Source organism: Rhodanobacter sp. FW021-MT20 (genome assembly GCF_041107475.1).
Classification (GTDB): Bacteria; Pseudomonadota; Gammaproteobacteria; order Xanthomonadales; family Rhodanobacteraceae; genus Rhodanobacter_A; species Rhodanobacter_A glycinis.
Window position 1 is genome coordinate 26118 of the sequence record NZ_JBGBPX010000001.1, and the last position, 14962, is coordinate 41079.

The following is a 14962-nucleotide window of genomic DNA, read 5'->3' on the forward strand; positions in this document are numbered from 1 at the left end:
CAGGGGGAGGAGCCAGAAACCAACATCGAGGTGCCCCATGAACCGATGGAACCGCTAACGCTTGCCTCCCTCCCCTGCGCGCAGGGGAGGGTTGGGGTGGGGTCAGCTCTTGCAGCGGAAAGCTCACCCCCTCCCAGCCTCCCCCTGCACGCAGGGGGAGGAGCCAGAAACCAACATCGAGGTGCCCCATGAACCGTCGTGAATTCCTGCTTGCCGCCGGCGCTGCCGCCGCCGCGCCGCTGCTGTCGTTCTCGGGCCAGTTGTTCGCCGCGCCGGCGAACGCGCCGCGCTTCCTGCTGGTGTTCCTGCGCGGCGGCTACGACTGCAACAACCTGCTGGTGCCCTGTGCCAGCGACTTCTACTACGAATCGCGCCCCACCCTCGCCATCGCCCGGCCGAATGCCGCCGATCCGAAAAGCGCCATCGCGCTGGATGCAAACTGGGGCCTCAACCCGGTCGTGCGCGATTCGCTGCTGCCGTTGTGGCAGCGCAAGCAGCTGACCTTCATTCCGTTTGCCGGCACCACCGACCTGTCGCGCAGCCATTTCGAGACGCAGGACCACATCGAACACGGCGAAGCGGGTGGCAACTACCGCTCCGGTTTTCTCGCACGGCTTTCGCGCGTGCTCACCGACGTGCCGGCGATTGCCTTCACCAACAACCTGCCATTGAGCCTGCAGGGCGCCGGCCACGACATTCCCAACATCTCGCTGAAGGGCGACCCGAAGTCGCACTTCAACCCGCGTCAGTCGGCCATCCTCGCGCAGATGTACCACGGCACCCCGCTGGCCCAGGCCACCGCCGACGGACTCGCGCTGCCGGCCAGCGTGTCGCAGGACTTGCGCAACGAAATGGTGGCAGCCAGCCGTGGCGCGCCCAGTGCGCACAGCTTCGCCGCCGAAACGCAACGCATCGCCACGCTGATGCGCGACAAGTACCGGCTCGGTTTCGTCGACGTCGGCGGCTGGGACACCCATGTCAACCAGGGCAGCACCAGCGGCGGCCTGGCCAACAACCTGCAACACCTCGGTGAAGGCCTCGCCGCCTATGCCGAGGCGCTGGGCAACGCGTGGAACGACACCACGGTGGTGGTGCTTTCCGAATTCGGCCGCACCTTCCGCGAGAACGGTGACCACGGCACCGATCACGGCCATGGCACCGTGCATTGGGTGCTCGGCGGCAAGGTCGCGGGTGGCCGCATGGCCGGCGAACAGGTCGCCGTGACCCAGTCCAACCTGCTGCAGAATCGCGACTACCCCGTGCTCAACAACTATCGCGACGTCCTCGGCGGCTTGTTCGCCCGGCTGTGGGGCCTGAACTCCAGCCAGTTGCAGCAGGTATTTCCGCAGGCACGCCCTAAGGATTTGCACATGGTGTGAGAGTACGCTGGGACCTTGGGTTGCCAATTCCACGCGGCCACCGACGTGGCTGCAGATTCGACCCAGGCCTGCGGTGTTATGGATACCCGCACCCCATTGACGAGAACCCCATGTCCGACTCTCGCTACGCCCCGTGGATTCGTCGCCTGCACTGGCTGGTGTTCATTCTGGTGGCCTGTGCGCTTGCACTGATCTACCTGCATGACTGGTCGCCACGCGGCTCGGCGCTGAAGACCGACGCCAAATGGGCGCACATGCAGTTCGGCATGGCCATCTTGCTGGTGATGTTGCCGCGCCTGCTGATTCGCAGCCGGCATCTTCGTGAGCCAGCGATCGTTCCACCCTCGCCTCGCTGGCAGATGGTGATTGCCAAAAGCGTGCACGTCGCCTTGTACCTGTTGCTGTTCGCCACGCCGCTGCTGGGTATCGCCACGATGGCCTGGTCGGGCACCCCATGGAACTTCCTGGGCTTGTCGCTACCCGGTGTCGCCGTTCCCGACCGCGCGTTTTCGCATCAGCTTCAGGGCATCCACGGCACGCTCGGCCAGATCCTGATGTACCTGGCCGCCGCCCACGCCGTCCTCGCGCTGTTCCACCATTTCGTCCAGCGCGACAACACCTTGCGGCGGATGCTGCCGGTATTGCGCGGCAAGCGTTGAACGCCGGGCCGACCGGGCTCGCTCCCCGCCAACTACCATGCTGGCTCTCGACAAGTTGCCCGTACGAGTTCCCGCAGCCAGCGATGAGCGGGATCGGCATCAAAGCGCGGGTGCCACATCTGCGAGACCGTGATCGCTTCGGTGCGTACCGGTAGCGGGAAGCTGTCGACTGTTGCGGCGCCGGACGACGTTTGCCCTGCCCGCACCGCATGGAAGAACGAACCGGTCACCTGCGCCACCAGATCCGACGTACTCGCGACGGCCAGTGCGGCGCGGAAACCCGGCACCACGGCGACGACCGTGCGCGCGAGCCCCAGCTCGGCCAGCGCCACGTCCACGGGACCGTTTGCAAGACCCCGGCGTGAAGCCACCACGTGGCCGCACGCGGCGTAACGTTCAGGGGTGATCGCGTTTTTCCCTGACCCGCTCTGTTCAAGCAAGGCATGGCCTGCCCGCACCACGCCCACGAAGTGATCGCGGAAAAGACCTTGCACGCGCACTTCCGGCCCCGACGCACCGAGGACGCCGATCTCCAGATCCACCATGCCTTCGCGCAAGGCCTGCACGTTCTTGTCGGGTTTCGGCGCAAAGCGCAGACGCACGTTCGGGGCTGCCGCCGTCACCGCCGCCACCAGCGGTGCCGCGAAAATTTCCACGAAACCATCGTTGGCGCGGATCGTGAAACTTCGCTGCAGGGTGGCAAGGTCCAGGCCGGCTGCCGCAGGACGCAGCACGGCGTGCGCACTCCGGGTCAGCTCGTGCACGCGCCCGCGCAGTTCGTCGGCACGTGGCGTCGGCACCATGCCACGGCCCGCACGAACCAGCAGCGGATCGCCGGTGGCCGCCCGCAAGCGCGCCAACGTGCGGCTCATCGCCGATGTACTCAGCCCCAGGCGCCGCGCCGCACCGGTCACGCTGCCCTCTTCCAGCAAGGCATCCAGGGCCATCAGCAAATTCAGGTCGACATCGGGCATGGCAGGCGCGCTTCCTCGGACATGGCGTCAGGCGCATCAGTATTGTGCAGCCCGCGCGTCTTTCGCATGGGTCTACGAACCCTATCCTGCTTGAGGGTACCTCGAACAACACGATCAAGGCGTCGTTGCCCCGTTTCGAGGTTCGAAACCACCACATCGCCCAATCCCCATCCCCAAAGGACAATGCAGATGCCCTCTCCCGCCCCGAACAAAACACTGCTGCTCATCGGCGCCTCCCGCGGCCTTGGCTTCGCCCTCGCACAGGAATACCTCAAGCGCGGATGGCATGTGGTCGCCACCGAACGTGGCACCGGCACCTCCGCCTTGCACCCGCTGGCGGCGGCCCACGCCGGGCAGCTCGAAATCGAGACCGTCGATATCGTCCACCCGGATCAGGTCGCCGGGTTGCACAGCCGATTGGCATCGCGGACGTTCGGCATGCTGTTCGTCAATGCCGGCGTCACCAATGCCGACGATGAAACGATCGCGGATGTGTCGACCGACGAGTTCGTGCGCGTGATGGTCACCAACGCGCTGAGCCCGATGCGCGTCATCGAAACGCTGCAGGATCTCGTACAGGCCGATGGCACGATCGGCATCATGTCGTCCGGACAGGGCAGCATCGCCAACAATGAGCGCGGCCTTCACGAGGTCTATCGCGGCAGCAAGGCGGCGCTCAACATGTTCATGCGCAGCTTTGCCGCCCGCCATGCCGATGACACCCGAACCCTGCTGCTGATGGCACCCGGCTGGGTACGCACCGACATGGGCGGTCCCGAGGCGCGCCTGAGCATCGAGGAAAGCATCCCGAACCTGGCCAACACCATGGACGCGCAGGCGGGAAAACCGGGCCTGCAATACCTGGATTACCTGGGGCGCCGGGTGCCCTGGTGAGCAAGCCCTCTCATAACCTCGCCCAAACCGTGTAGGAGCGCACCCTGTGCGCGACGGCTTCTGGCCTGGTATCGCGAAAACCCTTTCGCGCACAGGGTGCGCTCCTACCGAAAGCGGCTTATTCGAGATGCCATGGGCACCGGCGTTCACCCGATACGCGCAAGCCGGCGCAATGCGAGAATAGGCGCATGACCCTGCTCAAGTATCTCCAGGCGTATCCGCCCGCCCTGCAGGACAAGGTGCGCGAACTGATCGCGCAGCAGCGTCTCGGCGAACACCTGGCAAAGCGCTATCCGGATCACCATGACGTGCAGAGCGACAAGGCGCTGTACGCCTACGTGGCGGACCTGAAGCAGCAGCATCTGAAGAACGCGCCCGGCATCGACAAGGTGCTGTACGACAGCAAGCTCGACGTGGTGCAGCGGGCACTGGGCCTGCACACCGCGATCTCGCGCGTACAGGGCAGCCGGCTCAAGGCGAAAAAGGAGATCCGCGTGGCCAGCCTGTTCAAGGTCGCCGCGCCGGAGTTCCTGCAGATGATCGTGGTCCACGAGCTGGCGCACCTGAAGGAAGCCGAGCACAACAAGGCGTTCTACCAGCTGTGCAACTACATGCTGCCCGACTACCACCAGCGGGAATTCGACCTGCGCATGTACCTGACCTGGCGCGAACTGCCAGAGACAAACCGATGACCTCACGATCGTTCCGCCTGAGCGCAGGCCTGCAAGGTCGCACGCGGGGAGCGGCCATGGATGGCCGCAGCTTTGAGGAGCGAGGAAGTCGAAGGATGCCGTGCTGCGACCCTTCGACTTCGCTGCGCTACGCTCAGGGTGAACGGTCAGGAAACCCAGGCCAACCGAATGGGAAATGACGATGGATAGTGCCGCACTCCAAAAATACCTGCTGCGGTTGTTCGAGCGGCACGACGTGGAACTCGAAGCCGACGAAGACGGCTGGCTGGCCACTGACGGTGACTTTCCGGTGGTCCACGCCCAATGGCACGAAGGCGCCTCGGGCGAGCCGGGCCGCCTCGATATCGACGTAGTGCTGAGCGAGGAACGCTGCATCGAGGAAAGCTTCGCCGGTCACGGCTCCGGCAAGGACGCCTGCATGAATGCCCTGCACGCCTTCGAGCAAAGTGCATTCCACCCACTGCTGGCCGCGTGCTGGTACGTCACCGACGACCGGAAGATGACCATCACGGCATGGGAATTCGGCGTACACACATGGGACGTGTTCATCGGTCCGTTCGCACTGCACGGCGCGGACATCACCGACATGGAAATGCTCGAACAGGTGCCGGCCGCAATCAAGGCGGCGCTGGAGCGCGAAGCCCTGACTCCCGAACTGCACTGGCTACGCCTGATGTACCGCCGCACAGCGGAAGGTGAAGCGCGTTGCGAAGTCCTGCTCGATAACGAGCCGTGGGCGGCGGGGACGCTTGCGCTGACAGCATTGGCGTGGCCAAAGAACGGCGGCTACAGCGCGCACGGTTTCATGTTGCTGGACATGCGCGATTACTGAGCGGATGGCGTGGGTTTCGCGGCCGGTGCCTTTTCCTTCATCACCCCTCTGACGGCTGAATGCGTATGCCTTTCTTGTTCAATGGCGAACCGGAGGGCACGCGCTGCGTGATGATGATCTTGTGGATGTCGTACAAGCTGCCAGCACGTGGCACAACATGCACATTGCCCTGCACTGGTGGACCAAGCCGCCCCAGCACGAATACGGGGTAGACACCGGATACCGCCTTGTCCACGATCTCCTGCGAAACCGCAAAAGGGCGTTCGAGGACGATACTGTCCAACTCGTTCCCACCTTCGTAGTTGGCCTTGTCCGGGTAGAGAATCAAATCACCGAAATCGCTCACCAGATAGCCAGTGAGCCCCACGATCTTTCCACGATACGCCGACGGATTCGCCTGCAACCGATACCAGGAAACCCCGCACGACGCGACGACCGACCATTGTTCGCAAGCGCCAGGGTCCCGCACTGATCCCTGACCGTCATCGCCATTCGTCGCGGCCGCAGTCGTTTTTGCCACGGCGACTGCACCCGACATGAGCAACGCCAAGGCTCCCAATACCAACACTGTCCAAATCCGACGCATATCAGAGCACTTTCCGTACGGTGCGTTTTGCATACTCGCTCCATGTCTGCTGCGGATTGTCTTGCATGGCACGAGTCGACCATGCGAGCACGCGCCCACTCGGCAACGACACATACGCCGTTACATATGGCAATGCGCTGGTTTGCTTGGTCATGGCAGCTGCCACGTAAAGGTCGTTGTCCGAGAACCCAAGTTCAACCGGGTGGCTGTGAATGTAGCCCGACAAAAGGCCGCCTATCACCCGACCACCATCCTGAACCACCACCCCGCATTGATAGCTCAAACGGCAATTCTCGCGTCCCGCGACCGGAGTGCCGACAGCCGTCAGGCCATTGCCATTTCCTGTGAGGGAAAACAGCAAGGCGCCCGACTCCACTCCGTACCGGGTCGTGATGGGCTGCATCACACGGGCGCAAGCCTTGGCGGCGGCATCACGTGTATGAAAGACAGTCCGAGTAACCTGCAGCATGGCGTCAGTCACGAGTTTGCCTACGCGCGCCTGCAAGCTTGGGTCAATGACATTGACCGGCTTGCGTTGGCTCCAGTCGATAGCCGATTCCGTCATGTCCATTGCTCCTTGCCTGACTGAAGAACCAAACTTTATGCAGTGCAGATCTATCGCGTCAATGCTGCAAGCAAACTTCCGCGACCCATATCAACCTCTGCGTATTTGCAAGAAGCGTTTCAAAGCAGGCTCGGGCTCAACATCTCCCCATCAATTCACATGATTGAATTCCGGCATGGCCTTGAACAGCTGCCCGCTGCGCCAAGCCTCCGCACCCTTCCGCTGATAAACCACCTTCCCGCCCACCACCGTATACAACACCCGCGTGCGCAGGATCTGGTCGGCCGGCATGGTCAGCAGGTTGCCGGAGAACACCACCATGTCGGCGAGTTTGCCCGGGGTGAGTGAACCGAGTTTGTGGTCCTGGTGGATCGCGTAGGCGTTGTTCCAGGTGTAGGCGCGCAGCTCCTGCATGCGGGTCTTGGCCTGCGCGGGGAAGAAGGTCTTGCCGTGGCCGTAGGCGCGGGTTACGCCGCAGTAAAAGTTGGGGATGGGGTTGGTGTCTTCGACCGGGGTGTCGGTGCCGTCCAGCACGATGGCGCCGCTGTCGATCAGGGTGTGCCACATGTAGGCGCCTTCCTTTGCGCGCTGCTCGCCGATGCGCGAGACCACCATCGGCGCATCCGAGCAGGCATGGATGGATTGCATCGAGGCGATCACGCCCATCTGGGCGAAGCGCGGGATGTCGGCGGGGCTGAGGTGTTGCGCGTGTTCGATGCGCCAGCGCAGGTTATGCGCAGCGGGGTATTCGTCGAAGATTTTCTGGTACATGTCCAGCAGTTCGCGGTTGGCGCGGTCGCCGATGGCGTGGATAGACACCTGGAAACCGTCGCGTGCGGCGATGCGCGCGACTTGCGCCAGCGTGCTCATCGACGTGACGTTCTTGCCGGTGACACCGGGCGCATCGCTGTACGGCTTCAGGAACCACGCGCTGTGCGTGCCCAGCGCACCATCGGAAACATCCTCGCCCACGCCGAGCACGGTGAAGTGGTCGTCGGCAAAACCGTTGATGTGGTAATCGGCGAGATGCTTGTCGAGGCTTGCCACATCGGTGACGTCGATGTTGACGTACAGGCGTAGCGGGAAGCCCTTGGTCGCCTGCTGCTTCATCCAGTCGACCGTCTTGAAATTCGCACCCATGTCGACGAAGCCGGTGATGCCCTTGCTCACCTCGTTCTGCATGGCGAGCTTGAGCGACTGCTCCCTGCGCGCGGCCAGTTCCTGCGGTGGCAGGCTGTCCAGATAGCGGCTGTAGGCCGCGTACACCGGGTCGCCAGCAGTGTCGCGCAGCATGCCGATGGCGTCACCCTTGCTGTCGCGCACGATGCTGCCGCCGGCGGGATCGGGCGTGTCACGGGTAATGCCGGCCAGTTTCAGCGCCGCCGCATTGGCGTAAATCGCATGGCCGCTGGCGTGCGACAGCAGCACGGGATTGTTCGGCGATACCGCGTCGAGGCTGGCCGGCAGCGGCAGGCCATCGACATTGGGCTGCGGCGCCTTGGTCCATTTGCTCTGCTGCCAGCCCTGGCCGACGATCCACTCGCCCGGCTTGGCCTTGGCCACCGCGGCCTTGACCATCGCGACCACGCCATTCCAGTCCTTCGGCTGGCCCGCGTTGATCTCCATCAGCGAATCACCGGTGTCCATCAGATGGCCGTGGCCCTCGATGAAGCCCGGCGTGACGAAGGCGCCGTGCAGATCCAGCACCTTGGTGTGCGGGCCGATGTAATGCGCAATCGACTCGTCACTGCCGAGCGCGGCGATCTTGCCGTCCTTCACCGCCAGCGCCTGCACATGCGGCTGCAACGGATCGAGCGTGGCGATGCTGGCATGTTGCAACACCAGGTCGGCAGCAGGAATCGTGGGCGGGAAGCCCTTGATCGGTGCATCGGCGGCGAACGTGGCCGTGGCAGCCAGCAACAGGACCGGAAGGCTCAGACGAGACAGGCGCATGGTTTTCCCCAATTGGATCGCGTGAAGGCGATCGGGGGAGCGTAAGCAGGCACTTGCATGGGGTCAACCTGGCAAAAGGCACCCCACCCCAGCCCTCCCCTGCGCACAGGGGAGGGAGTCGGGCGCCTACGGACCATCCAAATCTTCCCCTGCGTGTGGGGGAACAAGACGGCGGTTACGCGATGCGCCGGTAGGTGCCTTGCATCACCGGCTCCCAATGGATGCCGCCATCGAAGGAGCTTTCCAGCGTCAGCCGGTAGCTGTCTTCATCCAGCGACTCGTAGATATGCCTCGTTTGCCCGCGCGACGAACTGCGCAGGAATACCAGCCGCCGACCATCCCAGTGACCGAGTGCAGGCTGCGTGGGCGTGAAGCCGTAGCTGTCGAACCAGTACAGCCCGTATTGGTCATGTTCGGGGCCAGCCGCGAACACTGCATGGACCTGCAGCGCTGGCTGACCGCCGCGTTCCTCGCGGTAATCCTGCAGCAGCACCCGGTGACCCAGGTCGAACCGTGCCGACACGCGCGCACTTGCCGGGCCGCCCTGCCCCCAGCGCGTGGTGGCAATGGTTTCCTCGCCGAGCCATTCGCCGGCAAGCAGGGCGAGCGCGTTGTCCGTCATCGTCGTCGACATGGCTCAACCCTCCCCGCGCATCTGCCGCGGTACCAGCATGTGCTTGGCGATGTAGCCGTGCATGCGGCCCAATGCGCGCGCCAGGTGCAAGGTAGCGAACAGCAGCACGATGCCGAGCACGCACATCGCGATCGCATCGCCCCAGCCCGGAATGTGCTGGCCGAAGCCCCAGTCCACCGTGATCTGATGATCTACATACAGCCCCTGCAACCAGTCACGGCCAAACAGCATCGTCAATGGCAGGCCGAGGAAGCCCACGGTGAGGCCGAGCAGGGTCACCATCGTCGTGAAATAGAAGATGCCCAGCGGCAGCATCAACCACATGTAGCAAAGCGTGGTCCAGATATGCACGTCGGCGAACATGGCGCCGATGCGTTGCAGCAGGCCGCGACCGGGTTGGGCATACACCGGCCGACGCGGCATGCGCACGCCGAGCATGGCTTCCACGATGCGGCCTTCCATCAGCGAAAGCCCACGCACGGTGGCGAAGAACAGCACCACCACGAGCAGCCCGATGATCAACACCGACAAGCCGGCCGACAGCGACAACCCCACGGTCACCCAGGTGAAATAGAAGATGCCGGTGGCCAGCGAGAGCAGCAGGTAGAACAACGAGCCCCAGGTGCGCGGATCGACAGCCACACCGAAGAATCGCCCCACCCACGAGCGCCGCTTCGGCAACGGCGGCGGCCGCAACGCGCGCTGGATCTTGATCTCCTGGTCGCGGTAGATCTCGGCTACTTCTTCCGGCGCGCCGTAGCTGCCGACGACGTGTTCGAGCATCTCCGCTTCGCTGCGGCTTGGTTGCTCGGCCAGTTCGGCGCGCAGGTGTTCTTCGGCGTCGTACAGCGCGTCCTGGATCAGCGCGGGGTCCGCGCCACGCAGGGCCGCGCGCAATTGCTTGAGGTAGTCCGCGATCGTCCGCGGCATGCCTGATGACGATATGCCCATCACATCTCTCCCTGCAGAACCTTGTCGACGGAATCGCGGGTGGCATTCCACGCGGCCACCCATTCGCGCAACATCTCGCGGCCAAACTTCGTAATGCGGTAATAGCGTCGCGGCGGCCCGCTCACCGAGGGCTCCACCTCGCTGGCCAGCAAACCGGAGGCTTCCAGGTTGCGCAGCACCGGATACAGCGCGCTCTGCTTGCCGGCCAGCACGCCTTCGGCCACTTCTTCCAGCCGCTTGGCGATCTGGTAGCCGTACAGCGGCTGGCGCGACTGCCCCAGTACCGCCAGCAACACCAGCGACACGGTGCCGGAGGACAGCTCCTTCTGGAACTTCTTCAACTGGCCTGCGTTGTCGTCCATCAGCTCACCCGCACTGACCTATGTCGTTGAGTGAATCATAGTGTGAAGTTATGAATAGTCATGGGTATGAAGTCATGCATGGCGGTACCCGCCGGTTTCTTCTATGTTGTCGGCTCTTTCCATCGACCCTGGCACCTGCATGACCGCACTCCCGCAGCAACCGGATCATCTCCAGCGCAGCCTTTCCAACCGCCACCTGCAGCTGATCGCCATCGGCGGCGCCATCGGCACCGGCCTGTTCATGGGTTCGGGCAAGACCATCAGCCTGGCCGGGCCCTCGATCCTGCTGGTCTACCTGATCATCGGCGTCATGCTGTTCTTCGTGATGCGGGCGATGGGCGAATTGCTGCTGTCGAACCTGGAGTACAAGTCGTTCATCGACTTCTCCACCGACCTGCTCGGCCCATGGGCCGGCTTCTTCTGCGGCTGGACGTACTGGTTCTGCTGGATCGTCACCGCCATCGCCGACGTCATCGCGATCGCCTCCTACGCACAGTTCTGGTTTCCCGGGCTGGCGCCATGGATACCGGCGCTGTTCTGCGTGCTGATCCTGCTGACGCTGAACCTCACCGCGGTGAAGCTGTTCGGCGAAATGGAATTCTGGTTCGCGCTGATCAAGATCGTGGCGATCGTGGCGCTGATCGTGGTCGGCTTCGGCATGATCGCCTGGGGCTTCCATTCGCCCAGCGGCCACAAGGCCTCGCTGGCCAACCTGTGGAACGACGGCGGCTTCTTCCCGAAGGGCCTGGGTGGCTTCTTCGCCGGTTTCCAGATCGCGGTGTTCGCCTTCGTCGGCATTGAGCTGGTGGGAACCACGGCAGCCGAGACCGCCGACCCGGAGCGCAACCTGCCCAAGGCGATCAACTCGATCCCCGCGCGCATCATCCTGTTCTACGTGCTGGCGCTGGTGGTGATCATGACGGTGACGCCATGGCGGCTGGTAGAGGCGGACAAGAGCCCGTTTGTGGAACTGTTCGTGCTGGCCGGCATCCCGGCCGCGGCCAGCCTGATCAACTTCGTGGTGCTGACCTCGGCAATGTCTTCGTCCAACAGCGGCATTTTCTCCACCAGCCGCATGCTTTACGGCCTGGCGCAGGAAGGCCATGCGCCCAGCGGCTTCAGCCGCCTGTCGCGCGCGGCGGTACCTTCGCGCGGTCTGCTGTTCTCCTGCGGCTGCCTGCTGGTGGGCGCGACCATGGTGTACGTAATCCCGAACCTGGTCACCGCCTTCACCCTGGTCACCACGCTGGCCGCGGTGCTGTTCATGTTCGTGTGGTCGCTGATCCTGTGCACCTACATCGCCTACCGCCGCAAGCGCCCGCAGCTGCATGCGGCATCGAACTACAAGATGCCCGGCGGCGTGGCGATGTGCGTGGTCTGCCTGATTTTCTTCGCCTTCGTCATCGTGCTGCTGACCTTGCAGCCGGACACCCTCAAGGCGCTGCTGGCCAGCCCGGTGTGGTTCGTGCTGCTGGGCATCGGTTACTTCTGGAAGGGCCGGCACGGTGGCAAATCCGCCATTGGCAGATAAGCTCACACCCCACGCCGAAGCAACGTAAAATGGCGCGCCATTCGCCTCAGGGAAGACCCATGCACAGTTCGTCGGGCGTTTCGATCATTCATCCGCGCGTGCGGGAATCCGCGGAGGCCTGCCAAGCCGAGTTCGTTTCGGCGGCACCGTTCCCGCACGTGGTGATCGACGACTTCCTTGCACCGGATTTCGCCGCAGCGTTGCTGGAAAACTTTCCCGCCTTCGAGCGCGGCAACTCGGTGGGCGACGACGGCAAACCCGGCGGCAAGTCCACGCTGGCGAAGATCCGCCAGCTTGGACCGGCTTGGCAGCAGCTCGACAACGCGATCCAGAGCCCCGAGTTCCTGGAAGCCATCGGCAAGCTCACCGGCATCGGCGACCTGATCTACGACCCGTGGTATCTCGGCGGCGGTACCCACGAGAACCGCAACGGCATGAGCCTGGATCCGCATGTCGATTTCAACTACCACCCCAGCGAACGCTGGCATCGACGGCTCAACCTCATCGTCTACCTCAACCCGGAATGGGATGCGCAGTGGGGCGGTTGCCTGGAGCTGTTCCGCGATCCGCATGCCGACGCGCGACCTGCGCGCTCGGTGGCGCCCGCGTTCAATCGTTGCGTGATCTTCGAGACCTCGGAGCGCTCCTGGCATGCCTTCAGTCGCATCGAGCTGCCGCCCGAACATGCCAACCTCACGCGCCGTTCCGTCGCGCTTTACTTCTACACCAAGGAACGCCCGGCCGCGGAGACGGCACCACGTCACACGACCTATTACGTGAACCGGCAGTTGCCGATGCATCTGGACGAAGGCCACACGCTGACACGCAGCGACGTGGCCGAGATCAAGCAACTGATCGAACAACGCGACGGACACATCCACATGCTCTACGCCGAGAACACTGCGCTGCGCCAAGCCCAGGATGCCGGGCTTACCGGGCATCTGCTGTACCTGGCCAAGCGCGCCTTCGTGCGCTTCCGGAAATAGCGCCGGGCGCAGACTGTCTGTTCCTGCTAACGTGCCGCGACGCCAACGCCCCGGGGAGACCACCATGCGCCGCCATCTTGTCACCGCCGTTGCGATAGCGCTCGGCCTCGTCGCAACCCAGGCCATCGCTGCGCAAGACAAGCCCACACCGACCACCAAACAGCTACTGGCCGCCGCGAAACCCGCCGAATGGCGCACGCCTGCGCCGGATAACCTGCTCTACATGCAGTTGCCGCAGGGTCGCGTGGTGATCGAATTGGCACCGGCGTTCACTCCTTTGCATGCAGCCAACATCCGCACCCTGGTGCGCCAGCATTATTTCGACGGCCTGGCCATCGTGCGGGTGCAGGACAACTTCGTGACGCAGTGGGACGACCCGAACGGCGACGACGGCGGCGACAAAGCGAAGATGCATCCGCTGGGCAAGGCCAAGGCCACCTTGCCGCCGGAATTCACCCGCTCGATCGATCCGAAGCAGCCGTGGACCCCGCTGCCCGACGGCGACGTCTACGCGCCGCAAGTCGGTTTCTCCGGCGGCTTCCCGGTGGCGCGCGATCCGGCCAACGGCAAGGAATGGCTGGTGCAGTGCTACGGCATGGTTGGCGTGGGCCGCGATGTGCCACCGAACAGCGGCAACGGCAGCGCGCTGTACGCGATCATCGGCCAGGCACCGCGTCGACTCGACCACAACCTGGCCGTGGCCGGCCGCGTGCTGCAAGGCATGCAATACCTGTCCGCGCTGCCGCGCGGCACTGGCCCGATGGGCTTCTACGCCAAGGCCTCGGAGCGCACACCGATTATCTCGGTGAAACTGGCCAGCGAGTTGCCCCCGGCCCAGCGCGAGAAGATCCAGGTCCTGCGCACCTCCAGCCCCACCTTCACCGCAATGATCGACGCCGCCCGCCACGGCCATAACGCGTTCTATCCGACGCCGGTGGGCAAACTGGGCATTTGCGATATCCATGCGCCGGTGCGGGTGGATGGGAAGCCCGTTTCGCCATAGCGCTTTGCTCCCTCCCCTGCAAGCAGGGGAGGGTTGAGGTGGGGTCACCCCATCTCGTGGCAGGCCCGCCTCCCCCCTCCCAGCCTTCCCTGCATGCAGGGGGAGGAGCAAACACACACACCTTGCCAGCATTGTCCACAGGCCGAAATCGGCAAATACGCCAGCGCAGGGCAACATCTCATTCAGCCGGAATCCTTATGGTGGGGGAAGGTCCGGCAAACGTGTCGGCTTGGCCAATTCAGCAGAACCTGCCCTATGCCGTTGACCGACAATCTGGTTTTCCTTCAAGCATGGTTTCGCACGCCACGGCGTGTGGGCGCCGTGATGCCCTCCGGCCCTGCGCTGGCGCGCCTGATCACCGCCGGCATCAGCGAGGCGGTGGGTCCGGTGATCGAACTCGGTCCGGGCACCGGCGTATTCACCCGCGCGCTGCTGGCGCGCGGCGTACGCCCCGAGCAATTGGCTCTGATCGAAACCAACCCTCATTTTGCCCGTTCGCTGACACATCGCCACCCACAGTCACATGTATTGAGCATGGATGCGACAAGGTTGGGCCACATCCAGCCGCTGTTCGGCGACAGGCGCGCCGGTGCCATCGTCAGCGGCCTGCCCTTGTTGTCGATGCCGGCACTTCACGTCTCGGCCATCGTGCAAGGTGCGTTCGAACGCCAGTTGCGCGCTGATGGCGTGTTCTATCAGTTCACCTACGGCCCTCGCTGTCCGCTGCCGCACAGCTTGCTGGAGCGCCTAGGCCTGAAAGCGCAACGGGTGGGCAGCACCCTGTTCAACCTGCCGCCCGCCTCCGTCTACCGCGTGACCCGCCGCGAAAGTCCGTAACGAAGCCGCATTGAAATCCTCCGCGTGATGCAAGTGGACATGGCTGCGTCAGAGGCATCATGAGCGGTGGCTTTTGCACCATGCCTTTCGGTGGGCTGACGGCCATGCAATAACGCCACTCTTG

Annotated in this window: 16 protein-coding genes; 9 read left to right on the forward strand and 7 right to left on the reverse strand. The window is 63.9% G+C overall.

The window, feature by feature from the left end:
* Positions 1 to 188 precede the first annotated feature (188 nt).
* Both AB7849_RS00110 and AB7849_RS00115 read left to right on the forward strand, forming a co-directional pair.
* Positions 189 to 1379 (forward strand): DUF1501 domain-containing protein, encoded by a 1191-nt coding sequence (locus AB7849_RS00110; protein WP_008212999.1) that lies wholly within the window; start codon positions 189 to 191, stop codon positions 1377 to 1379.
* A 110-nt stretch (positions 1380 to 1489) separates the two neighbouring features.
* Positions 1490 to 2038, forward strand: a complete 549-nt coding sequence (locus AB7849_RS00115) for a cytochrome b (protein ID WP_008213000.1) — start codon at positions 1490 to 1492, stop codon at positions 2036 to 2038.
* A gap of 32 nt (positions 2039 to 2070) precedes the next feature.
* On the opposite strand, the gene AB7849_RS00120 is transcribed toward AB7849_RS00115, so the two are convergent.
* Positions 2071 to 3012 carry a LysR family transcriptional regulator gene (locus tag AB7849_RS00120; RefSeq protein ID WP_369500467.1) on the reverse strand — a complete coding sequence of 314 codons (942 nt, stop codon included), beginning with the start codon at positions 3010 to 3012 and terminating at the stop codon, positions 2071 to 2073.
* A gap of 189 nt (positions 3013 to 3201) precedes the next feature.
* On the opposite strand from AB7849_RS00120, the gene AB7849_RS00125 reads away from it, so the two are divergent.
* The 3 genes from AB7849_RS00125 to AB7849_RS00135 all read left to right on the forward strand — a co-directional run bounded on the left by AB7849_RS00125 (position 3202) and on the right by AB7849_RS00135 (position 5430).
* Complete coding sequence (locus AB7849_RS00125) at positions 3202 to 3906, forward strand: SDR family NAD(P)-dependent oxidoreductase (protein ID WP_008213003.1); 705 nt, start codon at positions 3202 to 3204, stop codon at positions 3904 to 3906.
* Between the two features lie 188 nt (positions 3907 to 4094).
* Positions 4095 to 4598 (forward strand): M48 metallopeptidase family protein, encoded by a 504-nt coding sequence (locus AB7849_RS00130; protein ID WP_008213004.1) that lies wholly within the window; start codon positions 4095 to 4097, stop codon positions 4596 to 4598.
* Positions 4599 to 4779: 181 nt separating this feature from the next.
* A complete protein-coding gene (locus AB7849_RS00135; protein ID WP_037100550.1) occupies positions 4780 to 5430 on the forward strand; it encodes a DUF6348 family protein in 651 nt (216 codons plus the stop codon).
* A gap of 40 nt (positions 5431 to 5470) precedes the next feature.
* Here AB7849_RS00135 and AB7849_RS00140 read toward each other — a convergent pair whose 3' ends face one another.
* The 6 genes from AB7849_RS00140 to AB7849_RS00165 all read right to left on the reverse strand — a co-directional run bounded on the left by AB7849_RS00140 (position 5471) and on the right by AB7849_RS00165 (position 10481).
* Positions 5471 to 5968: a hypothetical protein gene (locus tag AB7849_RS00140; RefSeq protein ID WP_139201775.1), complete on the reverse strand. Its 498-nt coding sequence runs from the start codon at positions 5966 to 5968 to the stop codon at positions 5471 to 5473.
* A 49-nt stretch (positions 5969 to 6017) separates the two neighbouring features.
* Entirely contained in the window at positions 6018 to 6587 is a 570-nt protein-coding gene (locus tag AB7849_RS00145) for a hypothetical protein (RefSeq protein ID WP_092705138.1), read from the reverse strand.
* Between the two features lie 144 nt (positions 6588 to 6731).
* The gene (locus AB7849_RS00150) at positions 6732 to 8534 is read right to left on the reverse strand and encodes an amidohydrolase (RefSeq protein WP_369500468.1); all 1803 of its coding nucleotides are present in this window, start codon (positions 8532 to 8534) and stop codon (positions 6732 to 6734) included.
* A gap of 175 nt (positions 8535 to 8709) precedes the next feature.
* Positions 8710 to 9168: a DUF1579 family protein gene (locus tag AB7849_RS00155; RefSeq protein WP_008213013.1), complete on the reverse strand. Its 459-nt coding sequence runs from the start codon at positions 9166 to 9168 to the stop codon at positions 8710 to 8712.
* 3 nt (positions 9169 to 9171) lie between these two features.
* Positions 9172 to 10098, reverse strand: a complete 927-nt coding sequence (locus AB7849_RS00160; protein WP_008213022.1) for a sensor domain-containing protein — start codon at positions 10096 to 10098, stop codon at positions 9172 to 9174.
* A 20-nt stretch (positions 10099 to 10118) separates the two neighbouring features.
* Positions 10119 to 10481 (reverse strand): PadR family transcriptional regulator, encoded by a 363-nt coding sequence (locus AB7849_RS00165; RefSeq protein ID WP_008213025.1) that lies wholly within the window; start codon positions 10479 to 10481, stop codon positions 10119 to 10121.
* 139 nt (positions 10482 to 10620) lie between these two features.
* Here AB7849_RS00165 and cycA point away from each other — a divergent pair, with 139 nt between their 5' ends.
* From cycA to AB7849_RS00185, 4 genes are all read left to right on the forward strand, one after another.
* Positions 10621 to 12012 carry a D-serine/D-alanine/glycine transporter gene (gene cycA, locus AB7849_RS00170; protein WP_037100547.1) on the forward strand — a complete coding sequence of 464 codons (1392 nt, stop codon included), beginning with the start codon at positions 10621 to 10623 and terminating at the stop codon, positions 12010 to 12012.
* 59 nt (positions 12013 to 12071) lie between these two features.
* Complete coding sequence (locus tag AB7849_RS00175; RefSeq protein WP_008213028.1) at positions 12072 to 12998, forward strand: 2OG-Fe(II) oxygenase; 927 nt, start codon at positions 12072 to 12074, stop codon at positions 12996 to 12998.
* Between the two features lie 64 nt (positions 12999 to 13062).
* The gene (locus AB7849_RS00180) at positions 13063 to 14001 is read left to right on the forward strand and encodes a peptidylprolyl isomerase (protein WP_008213029.1); all 939 of its coding nucleotides are present in this window, start codon (positions 13063 to 13065) and stop codon (positions 13999 to 14001) included.
* A gap of 324 nt (positions 14002 to 14325) precedes the next feature.
* Positions 14326 to 14838, forward strand: a complete 513-nt coding sequence (locus tag AB7849_RS00185) for a class I SAM-dependent methyltransferase (RefSeq protein ID WP_237711860.1) — start codon at positions 14326 to 14328, stop codon at positions 14836 to 14838.
* The last annotated feature ends 124 nt before the right edge of the window (positions 14839 to 14962 follow it).

Excerpts from the sequence above, each read along its gene's own strand:
- AB7849_RS00135 (WP_037100550.1), top strand. The coding sequence starts at position 4,780 with ATGGATAGTGCCGCACTCCAAAAATACCTGCTGCGGTTGTTCGAGCGG.
- AB7849_RS00175 (WP_008213028.1), top strand. The coding sequence starts at position 12,072 with ATGCACAGTTCGTCGGGCGTTTCGATCATTCATCCGCGCGTGCGGGAA.
- AB7849_RS00130 (WP_008213004.1), top strand. The coding sequence starts at position 4,095 with ATGACCCTGCTCAAGTATCTCCAGGCGTATCCGCCCGCCCTGCAGGAC.
- AB7849_RS00110 (WP_008212999.1), top strand. The coding sequence starts at position 189 with ATGAACCGTCGTGAATTCCTGCTTGCCGCCGGCGCTGCCGCCGCCGCG.
- AB7849_RS00120 (WP_369500467.1), bottom strand. The coding sequence starts at position 3,012 with ATGCCCGATGTCGACCTGAATTTGCTGATGGCCCTGGATGCCTTGCTG.
- AB7849_RS00145 (WP_092705138.1), bottom strand. The coding sequence starts at position 6,587 with ATGGACATGACGGAATCGGCTATCGACTGGAGCCAACGCAAGCCGGTC.
- AB7849_RS00125 (WP_008213003.1), top strand. The coding sequence starts at position 3,202 with ATGCCCTCTCCCGCCCCGAACAAAACACTGCTGCTCATCGGCGCCTCC.
- AB7849_RS00140 (WP_139201775.1), bottom strand. The coding sequence starts at position 5,968 with ATGTCGGGTGCAGTCGCCGTGGCAAAAACGACTGCGGCCGCGACGAAT.
- AB7849_RS00165 (WP_008213025.1), bottom strand. The coding sequence starts at position 10,481 with ATGGACGACAACGCAGGCCAGTTGAAGAAGTTCCAGAAGGAGCTGTCC.
- AB7849_RS00115 (WP_008213000.1), top strand. The coding sequence starts at position 1,490 with ATGTCCGACTCTCGCTACGCCCCGTGGATTCGTCGCCTGCACTGGCTG.
- cycA (WP_037100547.1), top strand. The coding sequence starts at position 10,621 with ATGACCGCACTCCCGCAGCAACCGGATCATCTCCAGCGCAGCCTTTCC.
- AB7849_RS00155 (WP_008213013.1), bottom strand. The coding sequence starts at position 9,168 with ATGTCGACGACGATGACGGACAACGCGCTCGCCCTGCTTGCCGGCGAA.
- AB7849_RS00180 (WP_008213029.1), top strand. The coding sequence starts at position 13,063 with ATGCGCCGCCATCTTGTCACCGCCGTTGCGATAGCGCTCGGCCTCGTC.
- AB7849_RS00160 (WP_008213022.1), bottom strand. The coding sequence starts at position 10,098 with ATGCCGCGGACGATCGCGGACTACCTCAAGCAATTGCGCGCGGCCCTG.
- AB7849_RS00150 (WP_369500468.1), bottom strand. The coding sequence starts at position 8,534 with ATGCGCCTGTCTCGTCTGAGCCTTCCGGTCCTGTTGCTGGCTGCCACG.
- AB7849_RS00185 (WP_237711860.1), top strand. The coding sequence starts at position 14,326 with ATGCCCTCCGGCCCTGCGCTGGCGCGCCTGATCACCGCCGGCATCAGC.